Source organism: Duganella sp. AC917, from assembly GCF_979258245.1.
This window is the reverse complement of record NZ_OZ409848.1, coordinates 3,167,970-3,193,287: the sequence shown is the minus strand read 5'-3', so window position 1 is coordinate 3,193,287 and position 25,318 is coordinate 3,167,970. Positions and strand designations below refer to the sequence as shown.

Sequence of the window (25,318 nt, the reverse complement as noted above, 5' to 3'; positions counted from 1 at the left end):
CCGCGCCGGGATTTTTTGTGAGTCATCATGAGCCAGCCGCCTGTAGAGATTTCCCTTCCTCCTATTCCGGCCAGCACTGTGGCCACCGCTCCGGCCCCCGGCGCCGAAGCTGATTTAAGTCATCCCCCCCGCATTCCCCTACACGTCAACGCCCGCGGACTCGCGCTCGGCGTCATCGCCACGGTCGCCTTTATCTATGCGCTGCAATGGTCGCGCGGCTTCCTGGTCCCCCTCCTGCTCGGCATTCTGATCAGTTACATGCTCAGTCCCTTGATGGGCTGGCTGGAGCGCCGCCACGTTCCGCGCGTCTTGGGCGCCACCTTGATTACGCTTGCCCTGGTTGGCGGTTCGGCGATGGTGGTCGACAAACTGCATGGCGAATTCGAATCGATAGTCGAGGAGCTGCCCAGCGCCGGCCACAAATTGTCGCGCCTGCTGTCGGAGCGCTTGCACGGCGGCTCCAGCGCGCTGCAACGCATACAGGCGGTCGCCACCGAATTGCAGCAGGCCACCGCCGGCGCCCAGGAGCGACGCGCCTCGCGCCGCGCCACGCCGGCACCGGCTTCCGATTTTCCGTTGATGGACTGGGTCTGGGCGGGCTCGATGGGCCTGGTAGGTTTCCTGAGCCAGGCCACGATGGTGATCTTCCTGGTGTTTTTCCTGCTGTTGTCGGGCGACACCTTCAAGCGCAAGCTGGTCAAGCTGACCGGGCCGTCGCTATCGAAGAAAAAGATTACCGTACATATTCTCGAGGACATCAATACCTCGATCCAAAAATACATGTTGATGCTGCTGGTCACCAACGGCATGCTGGCGCTGCTGATGTGGGTGGCGTTGCGCTGGATCGGCCTGGAGAACGCCGGCGCCTGGGCCATCGTGGCCGGCCTGCTGCATCTGATGCCTTATTTCGGCCCGCTATTGATCATGCTGGCCACGGGCATCGTCGCCTTCCTGCAATTCGAGTCGCTGCAGATGAGTTTGTTGGTGATGGGCACCTCGCTGGCCATCGCCACGCTGGTCGGGACCGTGATCACCACCTGGATGACGGGCCGTTTCGCGCGCATGAACGCCGCTGCCGTGTTTGTCAGCCTGCTGTTCTGGGGTTGGTTGTGGGGCGTCTGGGGCTTGCTGCTGGGCGTGCCCGTGATCGTGATCGTCAAGGTCGTCGCCGAGCGGGTCGAGGGCATGGAAGTGGTGGCGGAGTTGCTGGGCGAATAGCCGGGCAAGCCACAATAGGAAAGGCCGGCGGGTAGCCGGCCTTTTTTTTTCGCCAGGGGAGCGACGAGGATGCCTTACGGGTTTTCCGTGGTGACGGTGGTGGTTTGGGCTGGCGGCCGGTGCCGCAAGCTGCCGAGCTGCAAAGCATACTGCCGCGCGAACTCGGCGCCCAGGAAGAAGATCTGCGCCGAGTAATACACCCACAGCAGCAGCGCGATCACCGAGCCGGCCGCGCCATAGCTGCTGGCCACGCCGCTGTTGCCGATGTAGGCGCCGATGGCGTACTTGCCGAGTGAGAACAGCGCAGCCGTGCCGAGCGCGCCGATGGTGACGTCGTGCCACGACAGCGTTACCCTCGGCAGCATCTTGAAGATGACGCCGAACAACGCGGCAATCACGGTGAAGCTGATCGCGTAGTTGATCCCGGTGAGCAGGTCGCCGGCATTGACCCAGATGCTATGCCAGTATTTTTCCAGCACCGTCAGGATTGCGCTGACCACCAGCGAGACCATCAGCAGAAACGCCAGCACCAGCACCATGCCGAACGACAGCAGCCGGGTGCGGATGACGTCCCACACCGTGCCGGTTTTCAGCGGCGGCACTTGCCAGACCGCGTCCAGGCTCGCCTTGAGCTCGGCGAACACGGTGGTGGCGCCGAACAGCAGCAGGGCGCCGGCGATCATGGTCGCCAATCGTCCTTCCTCCTTGCTGCGGGCGCCCGCCAGCACCAGCTGGATCGCTTCGGCGCCCTGGTTGCCGACCAGGCCGCGCAGCTGCGCGAACAGCTCGCCCTGCGCGGCCTGCGGGCCGTAGAACCAGCCGGCGATGGCCAGCACCAGCACCAGGATCGGCGCCAGCGAAAACAGCGTGTAGAAGGCCAATGCCGCGCCCATGCTGCCGCCGCGGTGGTCAAGCCATTGATAGACGGTGCATTTCAGCACCGAGATTATATTTTTGTTCATATAAAAAAAAAGCCCCGCGACGTGTCGCGGGGCTCCTCAATTAATTAATTAATTGACGCGGCGTTCGATCGTGATCTGTTCGACTTCGACGCGACGGTTAGGTTCCAGGCACTTGATCAGGTCAGCGCGTTTCTTGTTGTCGCAGGTGACAACAGGATTCGACTCGCCCTTGCCTTCGGCGACCAGGCGGTTGGCGGCGACGCCTTTACCGACCAGGTAGTCCTTGACCGAGTTGGCACGCTTTTCCGACAGCTTCTGGTTGTACTTGTCGCTGCCCAGACGGTCGGCGTAGCCCGAGATGACGACATTGTCGACGGTCGGGTTGGCGTTCAGCACGGCGGCGATCTCGTCCAGCTTAGGCTGGTTCGGGTTCAGCTTGGCGCTGTCGAACGTGAACAGTTCGGTCGACGACATGGTCACTTTTTCAAAGCGCGCTGGCGGTGGTGGCGGTGGGGCGACCGGTGCTGGCGGCGGTGGCGGCTGCACGGCTTCGGGCGCAGGCGGCGGTGCTGGTGGAGCAGGGCGCGGTGGCGCGGCAAACGCGAAGTTCAGGCCGACGGTCACGTAGACGTTGTCAGCTTTGCTAGGCGGGAAGGCATCGCCGCGCAGGAAGCCGTGCTGGTTGCGAATGTCGGCCTGGAAGCTGGTGCGCTCGTTCAGGTCGGCCTGGAAACCCAGGCCGGCGCTGACGTACGGCGAGTTCTTGGCGATTTCGCCGAAGGTGTTCAGGTTCGCCTTGTCGCGCTCGACGCCGGCGCCGACCAGGATGAATGGACGGAACGATTTACGGGAGAACATATAGAGGGCGTCCGCGCCCAGGCTCTGCTGCTGGTAGCGCTCGCCATTTTCCTTCGAGCGGGCATAGGTGCCGCCCAGCTGCACATCCCATTGCTGGTTCAGGGCTTTACCGAACTTCAGGCCGCCGCCGTAACCCTTCTTGTCAAGGCCGAATGCGTCGTTGTCAGGCTTGAAGCCGTTGACGCTCGGCTGGACGTACCACGATGGGTTGATGACCGCGTCTTGAGCGACAGCGGAGAACGACGCGCAGAGTGCTGCGACGGCGAGGACGATTTTCTTAGTTTTATTCACAAGTATGCTCCCGATTAATAAATATGGCGTTTGTTGTTTCTTTTGTTGCTTCATCAGCAGCAGTGCATTGATTACCGCTGTTGGACCGAAGATTAAGTAACTTTCATGATGTGGTCGGTTCGCTACCGCACAAAAGCTTGTGCTGTATCAAATCGTACACAAAAGTTGAAACTTTCGCTTGATTCCCCCGGTCCGACTACTAAAGGACTCAAGTTTGGGGCGAAAAACACGCCGCAATCGGGGTCACCGTTCATTCACACTTTTATAAATGTGAAGTTCTGTCACTAATGTTCGTTGCCGCACAGACTGGTGCGCCACGAAAAGGCATTCTTGAGTCAGATGCAGAGACTGTGGCGTTTCAACCGTAGGCCACCCCTCTCGCTGCCACTAATCTCGGCAAATTGTTATAAGGAGTGTTCAAATGCATGCAGTTAGACAACCTCAACATCTGGTTCAGAACGAGATGAAAGCTTCGCCGGAAATGCAGGCGACCACCAAGCTGATGCTCGTGGAACGTCCGGCCCCGGCGCCTCTCGACCGTAAACCGGCGCTGTCGATGGCGTCGATCGAGCGTGTGCGTTCGACCTCTGCGACCCTGCGTCGTATCGAAAACATGCAAAAACTGATCGGCGAGCTGTCCATGCACGAGATGCTGGCCGACGAAATCGCCTGGTTCCTCAAATTTTCGCCGTCCGGCGCCCGCAAATACATCCGCGACCTGCGCGAAGCCGGCGTCATTGAGCTGGCCCGCTATGTCGAAGGCACCGCCACCTATCTGGGCAAGGCCGTCTACCAGCTGACTCCCGACCCGGAGCGCGTCGCCGCATTCCTGGCCGCGATCGTCCAGCCGAAGCGCGAAGGCGCGCCACCACGCAAGGAACGTCCCGGCATCCGTGAGCAGGCCATGGCCGGCAGCGGCCGTCATTTCCACATCCTGGCTGACGACACCCACTACGCGATCCGCGTCAACCGTGGCCCGGTCATGCGCGATCCGCTGGTTGCCGCGCTGTTCGGCTCGGCGCCTTCCGAGCAAAAAGCGGCCGACTAAGTCGCCGGCCGCGCCGACGCCGGCGCGCACCCGTATCATCTACAGCCGGCATGCCCGGCTGTTTGCATATTGAAAAGCAGACAAGTCGCCCCATGTAGCCAGCACTGGATAGACAACACGGACGCGGCACATGGAAGCTTTGATCTGGATCGGCCTGACGGCGCTGGCGATAGCGCTGCCTTTTTATGTGCCCCGCTGGCGCCTGCAACGGGTGCTGGCCAGGCCGTTGCCGGCCGAGGCCCAAGCCGTTTTATACCGCAACATCCCCGTCTACCGCCGCATGAGCCCCGAGTTGCAGCAGCAGCTGCAGCGGCTGGTTGTGCAATTTTTACATCAAAAAAAGTTCATCGGTTGCGAAGGCGTCGAGGTGACCGACGAGATGGCGGTCATCATCGCCGGCCAGGCCTGCCTGCTGCTGCTCAACCGTCCAAGCAAGGTTTATCCGGCGCTGCATTCCATCCTCGTGTATCCGAGCGAGTTCGTCGCGCGCCGGTCCGAGGTCGGCCCGGGGGGCGTGGTCACGCCCGGCCACCAGAGCATGCTGGGCGAATCGTGGGACGACGGCCGCGTGGTGCTGTCGTGGGACGATGTGCGGCGCGGCACGGACGACTGGACCGACGGCCACAACGTCGTGCTGCACGAGTTCGCGCACCAGCTCGACAGCGAGTCGGGCCGCGCCAATGGCGCGCCTTATCTGGGCAGCCGGGAAAGCTACAACGAATGGGCCGAGGTCCTGTCGCGCAACTTCCAGCATCTGCGCCACAGCGCGATGTATCGTCAGCACAGCGTGATGGACCATTACGGCGCCACCAATCCGGCCGAATTCTTTGCCGTGGCCACCGAAACCTTCTTCGAGAAGCCTTACCAGATGGCGGAACACCACGGCGAGCTGTTTGCCGAGTTCCTCAAATATTACCGGGTCGATCCGCGCGAGTGGTTGCCGCCGCCGGAACCACCCGCGCCGCCGGCCGATCCTGCATACGGCTGGGCGCCGAACTGGTCGCACTGACCCGTCGCAAATTTCCCGCCGGGCTCACTGTTGGGGCATAATTGCCCATGCGCGACGCCAGTGAGGCTATCACCATGCAATTTGACGAGTTCGAATTATTTTCCTCCGACGCCAGCGCGCCGCCTGCCGGCCCGGCAGCGGTAGCCGCCGAGGCGACCTCGCCGATGGTGCGGCTGCAGTACCTGGTCGACAACACCCCTGCCATCATCTATTGCACCGTGCCCAGCGGTGACTTCAAGATGACCTTTGTCAGCAACAACGCCTTCAACCTGCTGGGCTACCGTCCCGAGCAGATGGTGCAGCATGGCGGCCACGGCGGCGCCGAGCGCCGGATCGCGGAACTGGCCGGGCGCGACATTAATTGCCACCTTCAAATCGGACAGGCCCGCCGCATGCCACGCGTGCAGGTCGCGGCAAGCGCGCGCGAGCACCCATTCGTCGATGGCGCCGGCCAGGCCGGCGGCGTCGGCCAGCGCCAGGAAGTCTCGCGCGGCCAGCATGCCATGTTCCGGATGGCGCCAGCGCACCAGCGCCTCCAGGCTGGCGACCGTGCCGGTTTGCAGATCGACCAGCGGCTGGTACAGCAACACCAGCTGGTCCGACGCCAGCGCCTGCCGCAGGCCCGCGCCCAGATCACCATAATCGCCGGCCGGCGGCGACGCCAGCATCGGCGCGCGCGTGGCGCTGGCGGCGTCGTCGGCGATGGTGGCCGGCGCAAAAAAGGACCGCGGTATGGGGCGGTGATCATCGGCGTTCCTATTGAAATGCAAGCTGTTTGCTGCAAAAAACTCGGCCGTTCTGCGATTGATTATACGGCGAAGCCTGCTTGAGTTGTCATTCGGTATGAACCTGTTGTTGGCATCGGACGCCGACGCGCAGCGCGCGCGCAAACAAGCGCCCACAGTGCGTAAGCGCACGGAAACGCGGGCATTGCGGGTGCATATTGCGCTGATCGGGCCTTCGGCCGAAACCAGGGAGAAAAGCATGAGCAATATTATTGCGGGGCATTTCCAGTTACAGGATGAAATCGCCGATGCGCGCATCGCCTTGCTGCGCGCGGGCTTCGCGGCCGAACGCATCAGCGCGTTCTATGTCAATCCACAAGGGCAGCACGATATGTATGAGCTCGGCGGTGACCACGACAAGTCGCCCGGCGCCAAGGAAACCGACGACGGCGTGGTCCAGGGCGGCGCCACCGGCGCGGTGGCGGGCGCCGTGGCGGGCTCCGCGGCGATTCCGGTGGCCGGCCCGTTGGGACCGGTGGTCGGCGCGCTGGTCGGCGCCCACGTCGGTTCGTTGTTCAGCTTTTCCAAGTTGAAGGACGCGGGCGAAGCGGAGGAGGGCAGTTCGGAGAACATGAGCGCGCCGCGCAAGTCGGGCATGATGATCGCGGTCGAGGTGGTCGACAGCGGGCAGGAACAGCAGGCGCTCGACGTGCTGCGCGGCCTGGGTGCCAAGGATGTCGAGCGGGCCGAGGGCAGCATCAGCGGCGGCGACTGGCGCGACTTCAATCCGAACTCGCGGCCCGTGCCGGCGTAATTGCGTCGCGACATGTAGGTCGGATTAGCGTAGCGTAATCCGACAAGCGCGGCCGACGGCTCATGGCGGATACGCTTTACGGCTAATCCGCCCATGACTCCGCTGCCAAACCGATGACCGGCGGACGTCAGCGCCGCCGTTGTTCCGTGCGCGTCTGGCATCCAATGCACAGGCGCGCTTCCGGTCGCGCGTCGAGCCGCGAAAAGCCGATTTCCTCCCCGCAGTTTTCGCACAGTCCGTAGCTCTGGTCGTCGAACTTGGTCAGCGCGCGCCTGACCATGGACAACTGCTTGCCGGTGTGGGCTGCCGTCTCGTGGACCAGGGCGTTGAGCGTGCGCTGGCTGGCGTTGTCGGCGGGCGAGGCTTCGGCCTCGTGCGGCATCGGCAGGCGCAGGTCGGTGTCGCGGTCGAGATCGCCGGCGAGTTGGCTCAGCAGCGCATTGCGGGCGCGCTCCAGCCGCGCCCGCAAGGTCTGCCATTGATGTTCGTCCAGTCCGTTCATCCGCGCGCTCCTTACATCGTTGGACCGGTGAAGGCGCGGTTTGTTCGGCGCACTCGTCAGCGCCGGCAGGTGGCGGCGCGGGCCGCGTCAGCCGGGCGCGTCCATCGCTTCTAGATGATGCTTGATGGCCTCGAACGGTTTGGACATGTCGCCCGGTTTGCCGCTGGCGATGGCGGCCGCCAGCGTCAGCAGTTCGCCGGTCAGCTGGATCAAATCCTTGGTGTGCGCGATCTTGCGGATTTTTTCCTGCGCGCGGGCGGTCACGTCCAGCAATTGCTTCTGGGCGCCGCCCAGTCCGCTCGCGGCCAGCACCGCCGCCTCCAGGTACAGGCTGTTGGCGTGCTGGCGCAGAGCCACCTCGTTTTCGAACAATGCCTGCGCGACCGTCTGCGCCACGGCCGGCGGCTTCTGGCGGAGGTCGCGCATCAGGCGGGTGTGCAGCGCGTCGGCGCTGGCGGACAGGCTGTCGGCCAGCGCTTCGATGTCCAGTTGGATGGGATTGGTAGTCATCGCGGCTCCTGTGTGGGCTTAGTTGGACGGGATCTGGTCGAGCAGCGCGCGGTGGCTCTGTTCGATCGCCGCCAGGTTTTTCTGCGCCAGGGTCTGGCGCTGGCCGATCAGGCGGTACTCGGCTTGTTTGCTCTGCTGCTGGCTTTTGGCCAGCGCCGTCAGCAGGCGGTCGCGGGTCGGGTCGAGGAAGGGAATCTCCGACTCCAGCATGCCGATGACGATGCGCTCCTCGTTTTCGCTGGACTTGTCGTACAGCCGCAGCAGCGTGGTCATAGCGTCGAGCAATTCGCGCACCGGTTCGGCGGCGTCGCGCATGACCTGGTTGACGGCGCGTTCCTGCGCCGGCGCCGTGATGGCGCGCGCGAGCAGGCGCGTCAGGTTGGCGAAAGCGTTCACGTGGCGCTCCTCGATGCCGGAGTCGGGCCAGGCCTTGATGCCGCCGCTGATGGTCTTGATCTGGTCGCGCAGCTCGAACTGCTCGTCGCCGGCCAGCACGCCGAGCGTTTGCATATAAGCCTGCACGCCGTATTGCAGCTTGACGAAGTCGTCGCACGCCTGCCGGCGCCTGGCGTCGAGCTCGGCCTCGCGGGCGTCGGCGGCGGCCGTCAGGAAGGGCTGCTCGCGCTGGTAGGTAGTCCGGTAGCGCTCGGTCAATTCATGATAGGCGTTGAGTTTGGGCGCCTGGGCGGCAAAGGCGCGCACTTCGGCCATGCGCGGCGTGCTGCTGGCGCAACCGCCAAGCAGGGCCAGCAATCCGAGTAACAGGAAAAGACGCGGCAGTTTCATGAGTGCTCCTCTAGGGTTGGGACTATTGTTACGCTCGGTTCATACGACTGCTTTGCGAATGCACAGATCACCGCGTCAGCCTGGCACGCCAGTCCAGGCCGGCGATGGTGTCGCCGGCGGGAACGTATTCGCAGCCCAGCCAGCCCTTGTAGCCGAGCTGGTCGATCAGGGCGAACAGGTGGCGGTAGTTGATCTCGCCGGTGCCCGGCTCGTGGCGGCCGGGGGTGTCGGCGACCTGCATGTGTTTGATCATCGGCAGGTGGGCGCGGATGGTATTGCTCAGTTCGCCCTCCATGCGTTGCATGTGATAGATGTCGTACTGCAGGAACAGGTTGGCGCGGCCGGCCTCGGCGATGATGTCGAGCGCCTGCGCGCTGCGGTTGAGGAAATAGCCGGGCATGTCGAAATGATTGATCGGCTCGATCAGCAGGTCGATGCCGTGCGGCAGGGCCAGATCGGCGGCGTGGCGCAGGTTGTCGATATAGGTCGCGCGCGCGACCTCGGGCGCCAGGCCGGCCGGCACCTTGCCGGCCATGCAATGCAGCTGGGTCACGCCCAGCGCCAGCGCATAGTCCAGCGCCGGCCGCACGCTTGCGCGAAATTCATCGGCACGCAGCGGATCGCAGGCCATGCCGCGGTCGCCGGCATCCCAGTCGCCGCAGGGCAGGTTGAACAGCACCAGCTGCAATTGATGGCGGCGCAAGCGCTCGGCGATCTGCTCGGCCCCATACGCGTAAGGAAACAGAAATTCGACGCCGTCGAAGCCGGCCTCGCGCGCCAGCGCAAAGCGGTCGAGGAAGGGCACGTCGGTAAAAAGCATCGACAGGTTGGCGGCGAAGCGGGGCATGACGTTCCGATAATCGTTAGCAATCCGATATCGTAAACCATATTTGCCCGACAAGACAAAAAAGCTTTTTAACCCCCGGGGTCAAGTCTGTCATTCGGACAAATGTCCGAATGACAGACTTGACCCCGAAAAAAAAGCCGCTCAACTTGCGCTGAACGGCATTGCATCAGGACGAGGTCGGCTTATCGGCCGCGACCGCCCGAGCGGTGCTGGGCCGCCGAACGCGGGGCGCTGGTGCCCGTGCGCGGACCGCCGCCGTTGCCGCCGGCGGGTGCGCCGGGTGCGCGTGGCTTGTTGCCGCCACCGCCACCGCCGCCGGTCTTGGCGCCGCCGCCGCCACCGCCCGACTTGGCACGGCCTTGGCCGCCACCGCCGCCGCTACGGCCGCCGCCGCCCGGACGATGGCCGGCGCTGCGCAGTTGCACAGGTTGCGCGCGCGCGTTCAGGTCCGGCTCGAAGCCCGGGATCACTTCGCGCGGCAGGGTTTGCTTGATGAGCTTTTCGATGTCCTTCAACATGTCGTGCTCGTCCACGCAGACCAGCGAGACCGCTTCGCCGGTGGCGCCGGCGCGGCCGGTGCGGCCGATGCGGTGCACATAGTCTTCGGGAATGTTCGGCAGGTCGTAGTTGACCACGTGCGGCAGCTGGTCGATGTCGATGCCGCGCGCGGCGATGTCGGTGGCCACCAGCACTTGCAGCTTGTTGTCCTTGAACTCGGACAACGCCTTGGTGCGCGCCGACTGGCTCTTGTTGCCGTGGATCGCCATCGCGCCAATGCCGTCCGCGCCCAGCTGTTCGACCAGCTTGTTGGCGCCGTGCTTGGTGCGGGTAAACACCAGCACTTGCGACCAGTCGTTCGACTTGATCAGGTGCGCCAGCATCGGGTGCTTCTTGTCGCGGTCGACCGGGTGGATCTTTTGCGCGATCACTTCCACGGTCGAGTTGCGGCGCGCCACTTCGATGGTGGCAGGCTTGTTCAGCAGGCCGTCGGCCAGCGCCTTGATCTCGTCCGAGAAGGTGGCCGAGAACAGCAGGTTCTGGCGCTTGGCCGGCAACGCGGCCAGCACTTTCTTGATGTCGCGGATGAAGCCCATGTCGAGCATGCGGTCGGCTTCGTCCAGGATCAGGATCTCAACCTGCGACAGGTTGACGGTGCGCTGTTCCATGTGGTCGAGCAGACGGCCCGGCGTGGCGACCAGGATGTCGACGCCGTGCTTGAGCTGCTTGATCTGCGGGTTGATGCCGACGCCGCCGAAGATCACGGTGGAGTTCAGCTTGGTGTACTTGCCGTAGATGCGCACGCTTTCCTCGACCTGGGCCGCCAGTTCGCGGGTCGGGGTCAGGATCAGTGCGCGGATCGGACGCTGGCTGGTGTTGCTGGTCTGCGCCGCGCCGCTGGCGTCGGTCGACAGGCGTTGCAGCAGCGGCAGCGTGAAACCGGCGGTCTTGCCGGTGCCGGTTTGCGCGCCCGCCAGCAAATCGCCGCCGTTCAGGACTGCCGGGATCGCCTGCAGTTGGATCGGGGTCGGCGTGGTGTAACCGGTTTCGGTGACAGCACGGACAATAGCGTCGGACAAACCGAGGGAGGAAAATGACATGGTAACTTTATATGAAGATCGGCCTGTCGCCGCGGAGGGCGCCAGTCGCAGGCAATCGGATTTTTGGATTGCGGCGCAAAGGACTGGTCAGATGCCGCAGCTATCAGTATAACAGCTATGCGCGCTTGATGTTTCAATCGAGAAATGAAAAAGGGAGCGCGCGCTCCCTTTTTTTGTAACAGAATGTCTTTCACGCCCCGATGTGGGGCCATGCACGACCGCCGATCAGGCGTAAGGCGTCAGCAAGCCGACCATCTGGCCGAAGATTTTCGGGCTGGCGGCGATGATGTCGCCCTTGTACAGGTAGTCCGACTCGCCGTTGAACTCGCCGACGATGCCGCCCGACTCGGTCACCATCAGCGAACCGGCGGCGATGTCCCAAGGCTTCAGGCCCTTCTCGTAGAAGCCGTCGAGGCGGCCGGCGGCCACATAGGCCAGGTCCAGCGCGGCGCTGCCCGGACGGCGCACGCCGTGCGAGCGCTCGGCCATGATGCCGTACATCTTCAGGTATTCGTCGAGCGCCTTGGCATTGCCGGCCTGGTAGCCGGTCGACAGCAGCGCGTTGGCGATGCGGTCGAGCTTGGTCACGCGGATGCGCTTGTCGTTCAGGTAGGCGCCGGCGCCCTTGGTGGCGGTAAACAGGTCGTTGCGCACCGGGTCGTAGATCACGCCCTGGGTGATCACGCCGCGCTGCGACAGCGCGATCGAGATGCAGTACTGCGGGAAGCCGTGCATGAAGTTGGTGGTGCCATCGAGCGGGTCGATGATCCACGTGTATTCAGTCTCGTCGTTGGCGTTCTTGGAAGGACCCGATTCCTCGGCCAGGAAGGCGTGGTCGGGATAGGCTTTGGACAGCACCTCGATGATCGCTTGTTCGGCGGCCTGGTCGACGTCGGTGACGAAGTCCTTGTGGTTTTTCTCGGTCACGATGACGCGGTCGAGGTCGAACGAGGCGCGGTTGATGACGGCGGCGGCGCGGCGGGCGGCTTTGATCGCCGTGTTGAGCATTGGGTGCATGGTAGCTTTTCCGTTAAAAGAACGCTAACGCCCACCGGCGGACAGGGCCGCGGCGGCGCGCTAGAGGACAAGAGTGAATTAAAGAGCGGAGCGGCGCCGACAGGGTAAAATCCGGGTTTGCGGGCTGGCTGTTGGCCTGGCCGCAAGGTTGAAGTTTTTGTATCGATACCGCGCAATAGCGCTATTTTAAATGAACCTGCCCGAAACCAACACGAATCTTTTTACCCGCCTGCGATTTATTCTGGTCGAGACCAGCCGGGCCGGCAATATCGGGGCGGTCGCGCGGGCCATGAAAACCATGGGCTACAGCGACCTGGTGCTGGTCACGCCCCGGTTCGACAACGCCGTCCAGGACTCGGAGGCGGTCGCCTTCGCCAGCGGCGCGCAGGACATCCTGGACGGCGCGCGGGTGGTCGGCAGCATGGCCGAGGCGCTTGACGGCATCAACTTCGCCGCCGCCGTGTCGGCGCGGCTGCGCGAATTCTCGCCGCCGGTGCTGACGCCGCGCCAGTTGGCGACGCAGCTGGTGGCCCAACCCGCGCTGCACGCGGCGCTGATTTTTGGTAACGAGCGCTTCGGCCTGCCGAACGAGCTGGTCGAACAATGCAACGTGCTGATCAACATCCCGGCCAATCCGGAATACTCGTCATTGAACCTGTCGCAGGCGGCGCAGGTGCTGGCCTACGAATGCCGCATGGCGGTGCTCGACGGCGCCGGCGTCACCCACACGCCGCGCCAGCCGGCCGGCGACCGGAGTGCGCCCGGCGAGGTCGGCGAGGTCGGTTTCCATGGCGAGGCCGCCAGCCTGGCGCAGATCGAGGGCATGTACCAGCATCTGGAGCAGGGCCTGGTGAACATCGGATTTCTCGACGCCGACAATCCGCGCAAACTGATGCCAAGGCTCAAGCGTCTGTTCTCGCGCGCGCAGCTGGAGACGGAAGAAGTCAACATCTTGCGCGGCATCGCCCGGCGCATGAGCGCACGTCCCCCAACCAAGGAGTAATAGTGGGTTATCGAGAGTGACGAGGAGTGATAGCAGGCGTTGAAAACGTCGCCACGAACCCGGGTTTTACCGTGTATATTCCTGCTGCCAACCTACAATGCTGGCATCTAGGCAACACTCTCAAACCCATCAGGAGCAGGCATGCGTTCAACCTTAGCACTCGGCGTCAGCATCGCGCTGGCGACGATCTTCCCTTCCACGCCGGCCTGGGCCAATACCCATGCCGGTAGCGATACCGGCACCGCGCAGACCTTCTCGTTTGCCGCCGCGCCGGGCCGGCTGCCCAAGAACGTGGTGCCGCTCGAATACACGATCTCGCTCACGCCCAACCTCGACAAGCGCACCGTCGCCGGCACCGAAAGCATCGTGCTCGACTTCCGCGAGGCCAGCGCCACCATCCAGTTCAATTCGCTGAACCAGAAACTGAGCAAGGTGCTGTTGGACGGCAAGCCGGTCAAGACCGTGGTGTCCGACGACAAGGCGCAACTGACCACCATCACGTTGAACAAGCCGGCGGCCGCCGGCAAGCACACCTTGAGCTTTGCCTACCAGGGTCGGATCGAAACCAACGCGGTCGGCTTGTTCCTGCAGGAGTACACGGCGCCGGGCGGCGCCAAGGACAGGATGCTCAGCACGCAGTTCGAGGCCACCGACGCGCGCCGCATGTTCCCTTGCTGGGACGAGCCGGCCTTCCGCGCCGTGTTCCAGCTGAACGTGACGGTGCCGGCCAAGTGGGCCGCGTATTCGAACATGCCGATCGCCAAACGCAGCGTGAAGGGCGCGCTGGCCACCACCAGCTTCCAGCCGTCGCCGAAGATGGCGTCGTACCTGGTCGAATTCTCGGCCGGCAATTTGGCGCAGATCAGCGGCGAGAGCGACGGCACCAAACTCGGCGTGGTGGCCGTCAAAGGCCAGGAGCAGGGCGGCAAGCAGGCGCTGGCGAACGCGGCGCAGATCCTGGCCGACTACAACGATTACTTCGGTGTCCGCTTCCCGCTGCCAAAACTCGATTCGATCGCGGTGCCGGGCGGCTTTGGCGGCGCCATGGAGAACTGGGGCGCGATCACCTACAACGACCAGGCGCTACTGATCACGCCGTCGAGTACGATGGGCAACCGCCAGGACGTCTACAGCATCCAGGCCCACGAGATGGCGCACCAGTGGTTCGGCGACCTGGTCACGATGGGCTGGTGGGACGAGCTGTGGCTGAACGAAAGCTTCGCGTCGTGGATGGCGGCCAAGCAGACCGACCTGCGCAATCCCGGCTGGCTGTGGTGGGAGCGCGAGGATGCCACCAAGGAGGACGCCATGAACGCCGACGCGCTGGCCGGTTCGCACGCGATCCGCCAGCACGTCGTCAACGAGCTCGACGCGACCAACGCCTTCGATCCGGCCATCACCTACAACAAGGGCCAGGCCGTGCTGCGCATGATGGAAACGTATATGGGCGCCGACGCCTTCCGCGCCGGCATCCGCAAGTACATGCAAACCCACGCCTACGGCAACACCTTCAGCGGCGACCTGTGGCAGGCGCTCGACGGCGCCGGCGGCGGCAAGATCAGCCACATCGCCGCCTCCTGGACCGCCCAGCCCGGCTTCCCGCTGGTGTCGGTGCAAGCCAGTTGCGACGCCGCCGGCAACCGCACGCTGGCGCTGACGCAGCAACGCTTCCTGCGCCAGGGCATCGGCAAGGACGCGGCCGCCGCCAAGGCCAGCTGGTCGATCCCGCTGCAGGTGCGCAGCGGCGCCGGCGCGCCGCGCCCGCTGCTGCTCGACGGCAGCGCCAGCGGCGTGGCCGCCGGTCGCTGCGACGAGACGCTGAGCGTCAACGCCGGCGTGGTCGGCTATTACCGCAGCACCTACGATGACGCCACCTTCGCGCTCAACGCGCGCGGTTTCGGCGCCATGGCCGACGGCGACCGCATCGCGCTGCTTGACGACCAGTGGGCGCTGGTGGGCGCCGGCGCGCAGCCGCTGGCCAACTATCTGGCGCTGGCCTCGGCCATGGGCACGTCGCAAAACCAGCGCTCGTGGGATCAGATCACCGAGGCGCTGGCCGTCATCGAAAGCGCCGAGCGCGGCACCGCCGGCCATACGGCCTTTGCCGCCTACGCGCGCTCGCTGCTCAAGCCGCTGTCGCTGACCTTGGGCTGGGACCCGAAGGCCGACGAGTCGCCGGGCGCGCGCAAGCTGCGCCGCGCCTTGCTGACCGACCTGGGCAGCTGGGGCGACCAGGAAGTTCTGGCCGAGGCGCGCAAACGCTTTGCCGCCTTTGTCGGCGACCGCAAGACCATCGAGGCCGACGAGCAATCGATGGTGCTGGCGATCGTCGCCCACAACGCCAGCGCGGCCGATTTCGACCAACTGCACGCGATCGCCAAGGGCGCCGCCAACGAGACCGAACTGCGCCGCTACTACCATGCGCTGACGCAGGTGACCGATCCGGCGCTGGCCGCGCGCGCGGCGGACATCGCGCTGTCGGACGAAATACCGAAGCAAGCCGACGGTGTGCGCTTCGGACTGGTCGCGGCGTTGGCCGACCAGCATCCGGCCTTGGCATGGAGCACCTTCCGCGCGCACAGCGAGCGCCTGTTGGCGCCGCAGCAGCCGTTCGGCCCGATGATCCTGGCGCAGTACAGCCCGGAGATCTTCTGGCAGGCGGCGCCGCTCGACGAGATCGAGGCGTGGCTGAAGGCGCAGGTGCCGGCCGACATGGCGTCCAACCTGGCGCGCGGCATGGAATCGGCGCGCATTCAGCTGGCGCATAAGGCCACGCTGGCGCAGGCGGCCGACGCCTTCCTGGCCGCCAAACCGGCTGGCGCCCTCGCGGACGCCAAAGCGGCCGGCGCGCACTAGGCGTTTTCCTCTAGTTTTACCGCCGCCGCGCCGCTGCGGCGGGTCGAAAACTCTGTACACTTTGCCGTAAATAACAGCAAATGGACGGAGACCATGACCCGCCGCAGATCTTTTCTGAAGATCGGCGCCGCCAGCGCGATTGCCCTCGCGTTCGGCGGCGCCGTCTACCGCCAGCGCAACCCGCCGTCTCCGGCCCGGCCGTTCATGCTCGACGGCGCCGCCCACGGCGTGTTGGCGGCCGTGGTTCCGGCCATGCTGGCGTCCGCGCTGCCGGACGATCCGGCCGCCCGCGCCGACGCCGTGACGGCCGCCACGGCGCGCGTGCGCGACGCCATCCTGGCGCTGCCGCTGGCCACCCAAAAAGAAATCCAGGATTTGTTCGGCCTGCTCTCGCTGGGCCCGGCGCGGCGCTGGCTGGCCGGCCTCTCCAGCGATTGGGACGGCGCCACGCCGCAGCAGGTCCATGACTTTCTGCAAAGCTGGCGCACGCACCGCCTCGCCACGCTGCAAATCGCCTATCTGGCGCTGCACGATCTGATACTCGGCGCCTGGTACGCCGATCCATCGACCTGGGTGGCGATCGGCTATCCCGGTCCGCTCAAGGAGCTGCTGGCATGAGCGTCATCGCCGATCCGATCCGCGCCGGCCTGGCCGCCGGCTGGCGCGTGACCGACTGCGCCCGCCTGACCGACGACCTGGTGCTGGAGGCGGACGTTGTCATCGTCGGCAGCGGCGCCGGCGGCGGCGTCACGGCCGAGATCCTGGCGCGCGCCGGCTTGCGCGTGCTGATCGTCGAGGAGGGCGCGCTGAAGTCGTCGAGCGACTTCAAGATGCGCGAGGCCGAGGCCTATCCCGCGCTGTACCAGGAGTCGGCCGCGCGCAAGACCCGCGACAAGGGCATCAACATCCTGCAGGGGCGCACCGTTGGCGGCAGCACCACGGTCAACTGGACCAGCAGCTTCCGCACACCGCCCGGCACGCTTGCATACTGGAACCGGCACTACGGCCTGACCGAGTACACGCCCGAGTCGATGGCACCGTGGTTCGCGATGATGGAGCAACGTCTCAACATCGCCGAATGGGCGCCGCCGCCAAACGAGAACAACGATGTGCTGCGGCGCGGCGCGGGCAAGCTGGGCATCGCGACCGGCATCATCCATCGCAACGTCAACGGTTGCTGGAACCTCGGTTATTGCGGCATGGGGTGTCCGACCAACGCCAAGCAGTCGATGCTGGTCACCACAATCCCGGCGGCGCTGGCGCTGGGCGCGACCTTGCTGACACGCGCCCGCGCCGAACGGCTGGTGATCGAACACGACAAGGTGGCGCAGCTCGATTGCGTCGCGCTCGACGCGGCCGGGCTGGCGCCGACGGGGCGCCGCATCAGCTTGCGCGCCAGGCATTTTGTGCTGTCCGGAGGCGCCATCAACACGCCGGCGCTGCTGCTGCGTTCCAGCGCGCCCGATCCGCACGGCCTGCTGGGCAAACGCACCTTTCTGCATCCGACGCTGGTGTCGGCGGCCGTCTTCGCGCAGCGCGTGGACGCCTACGCCGGCGCCCCGCAGTCGGTGTACTCGGACCACTTCCTGCACACCGGCGCGATCGACGGCGCCATCGGCTACAAGCTGGAGGCGCCGCCGCTGCATCCGGTGTTGATGTCGACCACGATGGCCGGCTTCGGCCGGCAGCACGCGCGCATGATGGCGCAGTTCCCGCACGCGCAGGCGCTGTTGGCGCTGCTGCGCGACGGCTTCCACGCGGAGGCGCCGGGCGGTAGCGTGGCGCTGGCCGGCGACGGCGCGGCGGTGCTCGATTATCCGATCGGCGACTACCTGTGGGACGGCGCGCGGCGCGCCATGCTGACGATGGCCGAAATCCAGTTCGCGGCCGGCGCCAAAACGGTGATGCCGGTGCACGAGGCCGCCGGCGAGTACACCAGCTGGCAGCAAGCCAGGTCCGCGATCGAGGACCTGCCTTTCAAGTTGCTGGCCACGCGTGTGGTGTCGGCGCATGTGATGGGCGGCTGCGCCATGGTGGCCGACGAGCGGCTGGGCGTGACCGATGCCGACGGCCGCTATCGCGGCCTGCGCAACGTCTCGGTGCACGACGGCTCGCTGTTCCCGACGTCGATCGGCGCCAATCCGCAGCTGTCGGTGTATGGCGTGGTGGCGCGACTGGCCACCGCGCTGGCATCGGCCATGACGCGCTAGCCGCCGCTGGTTGCAGTTGTTGCGCCGACGGGTTTTACATCTCGTTCAGTTCGCTTTAGCCTCTACCTGCGTTTGTGTCACGGGAGTATGATGAGACCATGATCAAACGTTTCCTTGTCGTTCTATTAGCGGTCCAGATCGGCGCGATGCTGGCGCTGTCGTTGTGGCTTTATCGATGGTGGCAGCCGGCGTGGCGCGAGGCGGTGGGCACGCCGGTCGCGGCGCTCGTTTGCCTGAGCGTCGCGGCCGCCGTCGTGCTGCTGGTGCGCCTGCTCATCAATGTCAACAACTTTCGCCTGAGCCGGCGCGCCGGCGGCGCCACGCCGGACGGCCACGCACTCAATCCCCTCACCGCGATCCGGCTGGTCGCGCATGAATTTTTGTCATCGATGTTGACATCGTCCTACTACATGCTGCGGCCGGTGGGCCTGCGCCTGCACCGGCAGGCGCGCGGCCTGCCGGTGCTGCTGATCCACGGTTACGCCTGCAACAGCGGCTACTGGCTTCCGATGAGCAAGCTGCTGACGCAAGCGCACATCAGCCATTACGGTATCGACCTGGAGCCGCCCGGCGCGTCGATCGACGACTTCGTGCCGCAGGTGCACGCGGCCGTCGAGCGCTTGTGCGCCGAGACTGGCAGCAAGCAAGTGATCGTGCTGGCGCACAGCATGGGCGGGCTGGTGGCGCGGGCGTACTTGCGCCGCCACGGCCACGTCCATATCGCCCGCGTGATCACGCTCGGCACGCCGCACCACGGCACCACGCTGGCCGGCTTCGGTCCTGGAAGTAACGCGTTGCAGATGCGGCGCGACAGCGCCTGGTTGGCCGCCCTGGCCGCCACTGAGGCGGATTTGCAACGCAAATTATTTTCATCGATTTATTCGGTGCACGACAACATCGTCGCGCCACAGCATTCCAGCGATTTGCCCGGGGCGCGCAACCTGGTGTTTGGTGCAATTGGCCATGTTGCGCTGGGCCGGCACCCGGAAATCATGCGTTGCGCTTTGTCGGAAATCAAAACCGCAACACCTGTGTGATTTTGTGTGAATTTTTGCGTGATTTGTTGCTGTAAGGTTACTCGTATGAAGTACAGTAAACAGGTAGAACGATGGCGATAGACTTTGGCACCCTTATCCTCGACCAGACGCCCGACGCGGTGATCATCACGCGGCCCGATGGCGAAGTGATGTACTGGACCAACGGCGCGCGGATGGTGTTCGGCTACAGCAGCGACGAGGCGATCGGCCGCAAGCTGGCCGAGCTCATCGAGGTGCCCGGGCTGGACGACGGCGGCGCGCTGCTGCGCCAGACGCTCGAGGCCGGCGCCGCCAGCTACGAGTCGGTGCGCCGCGCCAGGGACGGCACGCTGGTGTACATCGACAGCACCAGCAAGCTGCTGCGCGATGCCGGCGGCGCGCCGGAATATATTTTGTGGAGCAAGAAGGACGTCACGGAGCTGAAGGTGTTGCGCGACGCCAAGCTGGTCGAGGCGCGCTTCCATGGCATCCTGGACCTGATGCCGGACGCGATCATCGTCGCCAACGCCAGCGGCCGCATCGTGCTGGCGACGCGCCAGGCCGAGACGCTGTTCGGCTACGGTCACGGCGCGCTGCGCGGCGTGGTGCTCGAGACGCTGATGCCGGCGCGGTTCCGCCATCTGCACACGGCCCACCGCCACGATTACGGCGCCGGCCCGGCGCTGCGGCTGATGGGCAGCGGGCGCGATTTGTACGGCTTGCGCAGCGACGGCGTCGAGTTCCCGGTCGAGATCAGCCTGAGCCCGATCGAGACGGAGGAGGGCACCTTGATCATGAGCGCGATCCGCGATGTCGACGAGCGCAAGCGGATCGAGCTGGCGCTGCAGGAAAAGAATGTCGAACTTGCAAAAGCGGTGGCGGCCAAGGACCGCTTCCTCGGCGGCATGTCGCATGAGCTGCGGACGCCGTTGAACGCGATTATCGGGTTTACAGGTACTATGTTGATGAAATTGCCTGGGCCCATTAATTCCGAACAGACCAAGCAATTGCGCATGGTGCAAAGCAGTGCGCGCCACTTGCTGTCGCTGATCAACGACCTGCTCGATTTGACCCGGATCGAGTCGGGCAAGGTGGAACTGGAGCTGGTGTCGACGCCGTGCCGGCCGGTGATCGACGAGGTGCTGGCGCTGCTGCAGACGCAGGCGCGCAACAAGGGCCTGGCGCTGGCGCTGGTGGATTCCGAACAGGAAGTGACGGTCAAGGCCGACCGCCGCGCCCTGCAGCAGATTTTGGTGAACCTGGTCGACAACGCCATCAAGTTCACCGACAGCGGCACCGTGCTGGTGCGGCTGGCGCGCATGGAGGGGACGGAGGTGGACGGACGCAAGCGCGCCGCCATCAGTATCAGCGATAGCGATGGCGGTGCCGACGCCGGTCAGGGCGGGCGGCACCAGGCGCTATCGCAGTTGCAAGCCAGTTCGATGCACCAGTTCGAGGGAACGGGACTGGGGCTGCATTTGAGCCAGAAGTTGGCGACCCTGCTACACGGGGAAATTTTGTTTGACAGCGAGTATGGCGTCGGCAGTATTTTTACACTGACGCTGCCGCTGGAGTCATGACAAGGGGAGTCACAGGTGTCGGCACGTATATTGATAATTGAAGACAACGCCACCAACATGGAGTTGATGGTCTACCTGCTGCGCGCGTTCGGCTACACGCCGCTGTCGGCGGTCGATGGCGAGGCGGGCGTGGCGGCGGCGTTGCGCGAGCTGCCGGACCTGATCATCTGCGACGTCCACCTGCCCAAGCTCGACGGCTACGGCGTGGTGGCCGCGCTCAAGGGCGACGAGACGGTGCGCCACATTCCGACGTTGGCCGTGACGGCGCTGGCGATGGTCGGCGACCGCGAGAAGCTGCTCGAGGCCGGCTTTGACGGCTACATCGGCAAGCCGATCGAACCGGATACCTTCGTGGCGCAAATCGAGTCTTTTTTGGACGGGGAGATGTCGACCCCGCCTAAAAACGACATCGCCACGATTTTGATCGTGGACGACCATGTGCTCAACCGCGAGTTCCTGATGACCTTGCTCGGCTACGGCGGCCACCGGCTGCTGGAGGCTTCGAACGGCGCCGAGGGCCTCAAAATGGTGCTGGCCGAGCGGCCCGACCTGGTCATCTCCGACATCCTGATGCCGAACATGGACGGCTACGAGTTCGTCACCCGTATGCACGGCAATCCGGAGACGGCCGACGTGCCGGTGATCTTCTACACCGCCACCTACCGCGAGCGCGAGGCGATGGCCGTGGCGCAGTCGTGCGGCGTGCGCTGGGTGCTGCCCAAGCCGTCCGATCCGGACGTGATCCTGCGCACCGTGCACGAGGCGCTGGGGCTGGCCGCGGTCGGCGACGACGGCGACGCGGACCTGCCGGTGTTCGCACCGGAACCGCCGCCCGAGGGGCGCTTCCACAACATCGACGACAAGATGGCCGAGTATCTGGGCGAGCTGGAGTCGAGCAGCCAGCTCATCACGCAGTTCGCCAACGGCACCAACGAGGCGTCCGGCGGCACGCCCGAGCACCTGTCGCTGATGACGCAGCGGCTCTCGAGCTCGCTGTCGAGCCTGCAGGCAGTGAGCCTGCGCCTGACCGCGCTGATCGAACTGGGCATCGAGCTGGGCACCGAGCGCGATCCGCGCGCGCTCGTCGAGATCGGCTGCCGCGTGGCGCAAAACATTTGCGTGTCCAAGTATGCCTGCATCGGCGTGCTCGACAGCGGCGCGACCGAGCTCAGTTACTACGCCAGCTGCGGCGCCGGCGTGCCGATCCGCCAGATCGCGCAGTCGCCGCGCGCCGGCGTGCTGCGCGGCCTGCTCGACCAGCGCCTGCCGTGCCGCATCAACGACCTCGACGGCGACCCGGCCAACATCGGCCTGCCGGCCGGCCATCCGCCGGTGCACTCGTTCCTGGGCGTGCCGATCGCCTCGCGCGAGCGCACCCACGGCTGGCTGTACCTGGTCGACAAGCTGGGCGCCGACGGCTTCTCCGAGGTCGACGAGCGCGTCGCCGCCACGGTGGCCGCGCAAATTTCGGTGGCCTACGAAAACCTGCTGCTGTACGACGAGATCAAGCGCCACCATGCGCAGCTGACCCTGGACATGAACGCCCGCATCCGCCTCGACGAGGACCTGCGGCGCTTCCGCCTGGCGATGGACGCCACCGCCGACGCCATCTTCCTGGTCGACCGCGCCGGCATGTGCTTTGTCGACGTCAACGCCACCGCGTGCCGCATGCTGGGCTACGAGCGCGAGGAATTCCTCAAGATCGGTCCCGGCGTGGCCGCCGACGGCGATCTGCACAAGCTCGAGGAACTGTACGAAAAACTGCTGTCGGGCGACCAGAGCGGCGCCATGACCGAACTGCTGCTGCAATGCCGCGACGGCAAGCCGCTGGCGGTCGAGGTGCAGCGCCGCACGTTGCGCTCCGGTCCGAGCTGGATCCTGGTGGCGGTGGCGCGCGACATCACCGAGCGCAAGGAGGCCGAGCAGCGCCTGTTGAAACTGGCGCACTTCGACACCCTGACCGGCCTGCCCAACCGCAGCCAGTTCTACGATTCGCTGACCCATTCGCTGCGCCAGGCGGCCGAGCACAAATGGTCGCTGGCGGTGCTGTTCCTCGACGTCGACCGCTTCAAAAACGTCAACGATACCCTGGGCCACACCATCGGCGACGAGCTGCTGCGCCAGTTCTCCAGCCGGCTGGTCGACTGCCTGCGCGTGCGCGACACCATCGGCCGCTTCGGCGGCGACGAGTTCGCCGCGATCCTGATGCTGCCCGAAGGCGCGCAAAACGCCATCGCCGTGGTCGACAAGATCCGCGAGTCGATGCGCCGGCCGTTCGACCTCAAGGGCCACGAGGTCACCGTCACGGCCAGCATCGGCATCGCCGTGTTCCCCGACGACGGCGCCGATCCGGACGTGCTGATCCAGTACGCCGACACCGCCATGTACCGCGCCAAGGAAGCCGGGCGCGACGCCTTCCGCTTCTTCACCGCCGAGATGAACGCGCAATCCTTGGCGCGCCTGGACCTGGAGAACGCGCTGCGGCGCGCCATCGACAACGAGGAGTTCGTGCTGCACTTCCAGCCCAAGGTCCATATCGGCAACGGCCGCATCAGCGGCGCCGAGGTGCTGATCCGCTGGAAGCGGCCCGGCCACGGCATGGTGTCGCCGGCGCTGTTCATCCCGATCCTCGAAGAGACCGGCCTGATCGTGCGGGTCGGCTCGTGGGTGATCCACGAGGCCTGCCGCAAGATCGCCGAATGGCGCCGCACCCACGGCTGGGCCGTGCATCTGTCGGTGAACGTATCCGGCATCCAGTTCTTTGTCGGCGGGCTCGAGGAGGAGGTGCTCAAGGCCATCAAGGAACACGACATCGCGCCCGAGCTGCTGGAGCTGGAACTGACCGAAAGCTCGCTGATGTCGAACGCCGAGGAGACCATCAGCGTGCTGCAGAACCTCAAGGCGCTCGGCATCCAGATCTCGATCGACGACTTCGGCACCGGCTACTCGTCGCTGGCCTATCTCAAGCGCTTCCCGATCGACAAGCTCAAGATCGACATCGCCTTCGTGCGCGAGGTCACCAGCAACCCGGACGACGCCGCCATCGTGCTGGCCATCATCAACATGGCGCACAGCCTCAAGCTCGAGGTTATCGCCGAGGGCGTGGAAAAGGACGCGCAGCTGTCCTACCTGCGCCGGCACGGCTGCGACGAGATGCAGGGCTATTTCTTCAGCCGTCCGCTGCCCGAGGCGGATTTCGAGGCGATGATGCGCGAAGGGCGCCAGCTGCAGGCGCCGGTCGACGAGACGGTGCTCGACCAGCAAACCCTGCTCATCGTCGACGACGACGCCTTCATGCTCGACGTGCTGACCGATTTCCTGTCGCAGGACGGCTACCGCATCCTGACCGCGCAGACGGCGGCCGAGGGCTTCGACATCCTGGCCAAGCACCGGGTGCAGGTGATCCTGTGCGACCAGTGCATGCCGTTGATGAGCGGCACCGAGTTCATGGAGCGGGTCAAGAACCTGTGCCCGGACACCTTCCGCATCATGCTGTCGGCCTACGCCGACCTGACGCCGATCATGGCCGCCATCAACCACGGCGCCATCGACCGCTTCTACACCAAGCCGTGGAAGGGCGCGGTCCTGCGCGAGAACATCCGCGAAGGCTTCCGCCTGCACGCCCGCGCGCACGGCCCGCAGCGCATCGCCGACGCGGTCAAGGCCTGAGGTTGCGAATGTGTGCGGCCGCCGCCGGCGTCCCTAGCGTGCGCCGGGCCGGCGTCGTGGCGCTGCTGATGTGTTCGCTGCTGCACTGTGGTGCGGCGCTGGCGCAGCCGCCCCAGCCGCCCGCGCTCAAAATCTACGGCATGGAAAACAAGCCCACCAGTTTCACGCACGACGGCCGCCCCGACGGCCTGGCGGTCGAGCTGGTGGAGCGCATTCAGCAAAGGCTGGGGCGTCCGGAGCGGGTGCAGATCATTCCGTGGGCGCGCGCCAATGCGCTGGCCAAGGCCGAGCCCAACGTCGTGCTGGCGGCGGTGGTGCGCACCCCCGAGCTCGAAGCCATACTGCATTTCGTCGGGCCGGTATTTACCACGCGCATCTCGGCCTACGTCGTCAAGGGGCGGCTAGACGAACTGCGGCGCCAGGACCCGGGCCTGCGCAAGCTCCGCGCCGGCGCCCAGCGCAGCACCGTGTTCGCCAGCCTGCCGCGCCGCATGGGCTATAACGTCACCGACGAGGTCGGCACGGCGGAAACCGCCGCCAAAATGCTGATGAGCCGGCGCTTCGACCTGTGGTTCGTGGCCGAGGAGCTGATGCCGGCATCGATGGCGCTGGCCGGCTACCGGCCGGAAGCGGTCGAGCTGGCGTTCAACCTCGGCGCCGACGGCGTGTATTTCGCCTTTTCCAAAGGCACGCCGGCCGCCACCATCATCGCCTGGGCCGACGCCTTGCGCGATATGAAGCGCGACGGCACTTTCCTCAAGGTTCATCAGAAGTGGCTGCCGGCGTCCCAGTTGCCTGCCGACCTGCCCGCTGCGCACCACGCGCCCGCGCGCTGACGCCGCAGTGCGGCGTTGTTGAG

General features: G+C 65.4%; 20 protein-coding genes and 2 pseudogenes. 13 read left to right on the top strand and 9 right to left on the bottom strand.

The window, feature by feature from the left end:
* Positions 1-27: 27 nt before the first annotated feature.
* Positions 28-1,218, top strand: coding sequence for an AI-2E family transporter (locus tag ACZ0BA_RS13785; protein WP_463451826.1), 1,191 nt, complete (start codon positions 28-30; stop codon positions 1,216-1,218).
* Positions 1,219-1,292: 74 nt separating this feature from the next.
* Here the strand turns inward: ACZ0BA_RS13785 and ACZ0BA_RS13780 are convergent, their stop codons facing one another.
* The gene (locus tag ACZ0BA_RS13780; RefSeq protein ID WP_463451825.1) at positions 1,293-2,180 is read right to left on the bottom strand and encodes a YihY/virulence factor BrkB family protein; all 888 of its coding nucleotides are present in this window, start codon (positions 2,178-2,180) and stop codon (positions 1,293-1,295) included.
* 48 nt (positions 2,181-2,228) lie between these two features.
* A complete protein-coding gene (locus tag ACZ0BA_RS13775; RefSeq protein WP_463451824.1) occupies positions 2,229-3,269 on the bottom strand; it encodes an OmpA family protein in 1,041 nt (346 codons plus the stop codon).
* A 463-nt stretch (positions 3,270-3,732) separates the two neighbouring features.
* Here ACZ0BA_RS13775 and ACZ0BA_RS13770 point away from each other — a divergent pair, with 463 nt between their 5' ends.
* From ACZ0BA_RS13770 to ACZ0BA_RS13760, 3 genes and pseudogenes are all read left to right on the top strand, one after another.
* Positions 3,733-4,317, top strand: a complete 585-nt coding sequence (locus tag ACZ0BA_RS13770) for a winged helix-turn-helix domain-containing protein (RefSeq protein WP_315218941.1) — start codon at positions 3,733-3,735, stop codon at positions 4,315-4,317.
* Positions 4,318-4,447: 130 nt separating this feature from the next.
* On the top strand, positions 4,448-5,326 hold the full coding sequence (locus ACZ0BA_RS13765; protein WP_463451823.1) for a M90 family metallopeptidase: 879 nt from the start codon (positions 4,448-4,450) through the stop codon (positions 5,324-5,326).
* Positions 5,327-5,400: 74 nt separating this feature from the next.
* Positions 5,401-5,625 (top strand): annotated as a pseudogene (locus tag ACZ0BA_RS13760) (PAS domain-containing protein); the annotation flags it as partial.
* Between the two features lie 60 nt (positions 5,626-5,685).
* On the opposite strand, the pseudogene ACZ0BA_RS13755 reads toward ACZ0BA_RS13760, so the two are convergent.
* A pseudogene (locus ACZ0BA_RS13755) lies at positions 5,686-5,994 on the bottom strand (EAL domain-containing protein); the annotation flags it as partial.
* A gap of 316 nt (positions 5,995-6,310) precedes the next feature.
* Between ACZ0BA_RS13755 and ACZ0BA_RS13750 the strand changes: the two are divergent.
* Positions 6,311-6,865 (top strand): hypothetical protein, encoded by a 555-nt coding sequence (locus ACZ0BA_RS13750; protein ID WP_463454855.1) that lies wholly within the window; start codon positions 6,311-6,313, stop codon positions 6,863-6,865.
* Positions 6,866-6,992: 127 nt separating this feature from the next.
* Here the strand turns inward: ACZ0BA_RS13750 and ACZ0BA_RS13745 are convergent, their stop codons facing one another.
* The 6 genes from ACZ0BA_RS13745 to ACZ0BA_RS13720 all read right to left on the bottom strand — a co-directional run bounded on the left by ACZ0BA_RS13745 (position 6,993) and on the right by ACZ0BA_RS13720 (position 12,116).
* Entirely contained in the window at positions 6,993-7,367 is a 375-nt protein-coding gene (locus ACZ0BA_RS13745; protein WP_463451822.1) for a TraR/DksA family transcriptional regulator, read from the bottom strand.
* Positions 7,368-7,454: 87 nt separating this feature from the next.
* Complete coding sequence (locus tag ACZ0BA_RS13740; protein ID WP_463451821.1) at positions 7,455-7,877, bottom strand: hypothetical protein; 423 nt, start codon at positions 7,875-7,877, stop codon at positions 7,455-7,457.
* A gap of 18 nt (positions 7,878-7,895) precedes the next feature.
* Positions 7,896-8,663, bottom strand: coding sequence for a hypothetical protein (locus ACZ0BA_RS13735; RefSeq protein ID WP_463451820.1), 768 nt, complete (start codon positions 8,661-8,663; stop codon positions 7,896-7,898).
* Between the two features lie 67 nt (positions 8,664-8,730).
* Positions 8,731-9,510: a 2-oxo-tetronate isomerase gene (otnI, locus tag ACZ0BA_RS13730; protein WP_463451819.1), complete on the bottom strand. Its 780-nt coding sequence runs from the start codon at positions 9,508-9,510 to the stop codon at positions 8,731-8,733.
* Positions 9,511-9,692: 182 nt separating this feature from the next.
* Positions 9,693-11,108, bottom strand: coding sequence for a DEAD/DEAH box helicase (locus tag ACZ0BA_RS13725; protein ID WP_463451818.1), 1,416 nt, complete (start codon positions 11,106-11,108; stop codon positions 9,693-9,695).
* 225 nt (positions 11,109-11,333) lie between these two features.
* Entirely contained in the window at positions 11,334-12,116 is a 783-nt protein-coding gene (locus tag ACZ0BA_RS13720) for an inositol monophosphatase family protein (RefSeq protein WP_463454751.1), read from the bottom strand.
* Positions 12,117-12,315: 199 nt separating this feature from the next.
* Here ACZ0BA_RS13720 and ACZ0BA_RS13715 point away from each other — a divergent pair, with 199 nt between their 5' ends.
* The 8 genes from ACZ0BA_RS13715 to ACZ0BA_RS13680 all read left to right on the top strand — a co-directional run bounded on the left by ACZ0BA_RS13715 (position 12,316) and on the right by ACZ0BA_RS13680 (position 25,295).
* Entirely contained in the window at positions 12,316-13,128 is an 813-nt protein-coding gene (locus ACZ0BA_RS13715) for an RNA methyltransferase (protein ID WP_463451817.1), read from the top strand.
* A 141-nt stretch (positions 13,129-13,269) separates the two neighbouring features.
* On the top strand, positions 13,270-15,984 hold the full coding sequence (locus ACZ0BA_RS13710) for a M1 family metallopeptidase (protein ID WP_463451816.1): 2,715 nt from the start codon (positions 13,270-13,272) through the stop codon (positions 15,982-15,984).
* Between the two features lie 93 nt (positions 15,985-16,077).
* The gene (locus ACZ0BA_RS13705) at positions 16,078-16,602 is read left to right on the top strand and encodes a hypothetical protein (protein WP_463451815.1); all 525 of its coding nucleotides are present in this window, start codon (positions 16,078-16,080) and stop codon (positions 16,600-16,602) included.
* Positions 16,599-18,194 (top strand): GMC family oxidoreductase N-terminal domain-containing protein, encoded by a 1,596-nt coding sequence (locus tag ACZ0BA_RS13700; RefSeq protein ID WP_463451814.1) that lies wholly within the window; start codon positions 16,599-16,601, stop codon positions 18,192-18,194. Before ACZ0BA_RS13705 ends, ACZ0BA_RS13700 begins: the two co-directional genes overlap by 4 nt.
* 98 nt (positions 18,195-18,292) lie before the next feature.
* Positions 18,293-19,231 (top strand): lipase family alpha/beta hydrolase, encoded by a 939-nt coding sequence (locus tag ACZ0BA_RS13695; protein ID WP_463451813.1) that lies wholly within the window; start codon positions 18,293-18,295, stop codon positions 19,229-19,231.
* Between the two features lie 71 nt (positions 19,232-19,302).
* The gene (locus ACZ0BA_RS13690; RefSeq protein ID WP_463451812.1) at positions 19,303-20,790 is read left to right on the top strand and encodes a PAS domain-containing sensor histidine kinase; all 1,488 of its coding nucleotides are present in this window, start codon (positions 19,303-19,305) and stop codon (positions 20,788-20,790) included.
* Positions 20,791-20,805: 15 nt separating this feature from the next.
* The gene (locus ACZ0BA_RS13685; RefSeq protein WP_463451811.1) at positions 20,806-24,459 is read left to right on the top strand and encodes an EAL domain-containing protein; all 3,654 of its coding nucleotides are present in this window, start codon (positions 20,806-20,808) and stop codon (positions 24,457-24,459) included.
* Between the two features lie 8 nt (positions 24,460-24,467).
* On the top strand, positions 24,468-25,295 hold the full coding sequence (locus ACZ0BA_RS13680) for a substrate-binding periplasmic protein (RefSeq protein ID WP_463451810.1): 828 nt from the start codon (positions 24,468-24,470) through the stop codon (positions 25,293-25,295).
* The last annotated feature ends 23 nt before the right edge of the window (positions 25,296-25,318 follow it).

Bases quoted from the DNA above. Each gene is read 5' to 3' on its own strand.
- ACZ0BA_RS13785 (WP_463451826.1), top strand. From the start codon at position 28: ATGAGCCAGCCGCCTGTAGAGATTTCCCTTCCTCCTATTCCGGCCAGC.
- ACZ0BA_RS13780 (WP_463451825.1), bottom strand. From the start codon at position 2,180: ATGAACAAAAATATAATCTCGGTGCTGAAATGCACCGTCTATCAATGG.
- ACZ0BA_RS13770 (WP_315218941.1), top strand. From the start codon at position 3,733: ATGAAAGCTTCGCCGGAAATGCAGGCGACCACCAAGCTGATGCTCGTG.
- ACZ0BA_RS13765 (WP_463451823.1), top strand. From the start codon at position 4,448: ATGGAAGCTTTGATCTGGATCGGCCTGACGGCGCTGGCGATAGCGCTG.
- ACZ0BA_RS13750 (WP_463454855.1), top strand. From the start codon at position 6,311: ATGAGCAATATTATTGCGGGGCATTTCCAGTTACAGGATGAAATCGCC.
- ACZ0BA_RS13745 (WP_463451822.1), bottom strand. From the start codon at position 7,367: ATGAACGGACTGGACGAACATCAATGGCAGACCTTGCGGGCGCGGCTG.
- ACZ0BA_RS13740 (WP_463451821.1), bottom strand. From the start codon at position 7,877: ATGACTACCAATCCCATCCAACTGGACATCGAAGCGCTGGCCGACAGC.
- ACZ0BA_RS13735 (WP_463451820.1), bottom strand. From the start codon at position 8,663: ATGAAACTGCCGCGTCTTTTCCTGTTACTCGGATTGCTGGCCCTGCTT.
- otnI (WP_463451819.1), bottom strand. From the start codon at position 9,510: ATGCCCCGCTTCGCCGCCAACCTGTCGATGCTTTTTACCGACGTGCCC.
- ACZ0BA_RS13725 (WP_463451818.1), bottom strand. From the start codon at position 11,108: ATGTCATTTTCCTCCCTCGGTTTGTCCGACGCTATTGTCCGTGCTGTC.
- ACZ0BA_RS13720 (WP_463454751.1), bottom strand. From the start codon at position 12,116: ATGCTCAACACGGCGATCAAAGCCGCCCGCCGCGCCGCCGCCGTCATC.
- ACZ0BA_RS13715 (WP_463451817.1), top strand. From the start codon at position 12,316: ATGAACCTGCCCGAAACCAACACGAATCTTTTTACCCGCCTGCGATTT.
- ACZ0BA_RS13710 (WP_463451816.1), top strand. From the start codon at position 13,270: ATGCGTTCAACCTTAGCACTCGGCGTCAGCATCGCGCTGGCGACGATC.
- ACZ0BA_RS13705 (WP_463451815.1), top strand. From the start codon at position 16,078: ATGACCCGCCGCAGATCTTTTCTGAAGATCGGCGCCGCCAGCGCGATT.
- ACZ0BA_RS13700 (WP_463451814.1), top strand. From the start codon at position 16,599: ATGAGCGTCATCGCCGATCCGATCCGCGCCGGCCTGGCCGCCGGCTGG.
- ACZ0BA_RS13695 (WP_463451813.1), top strand. From the start codon at position 18,293: ATGATCAAACGTTTCCTTGTCGTTCTATTAGCGGTCCAGATCGGCGCG.
- ACZ0BA_RS13690 (WP_463451812.1), top strand. From the start codon at position 19,303: ATGGCGATAGACTTTGGCACCCTTATCCTCGACCAGACGCCCGACGCG.
- ACZ0BA_RS13680 (WP_463451810.1), top strand. From the start codon at position 24,468: ATGTGTGCGGCCGCCGCCGGCGTCCCTAGCGTGCGCCGGGCCGGCGTC.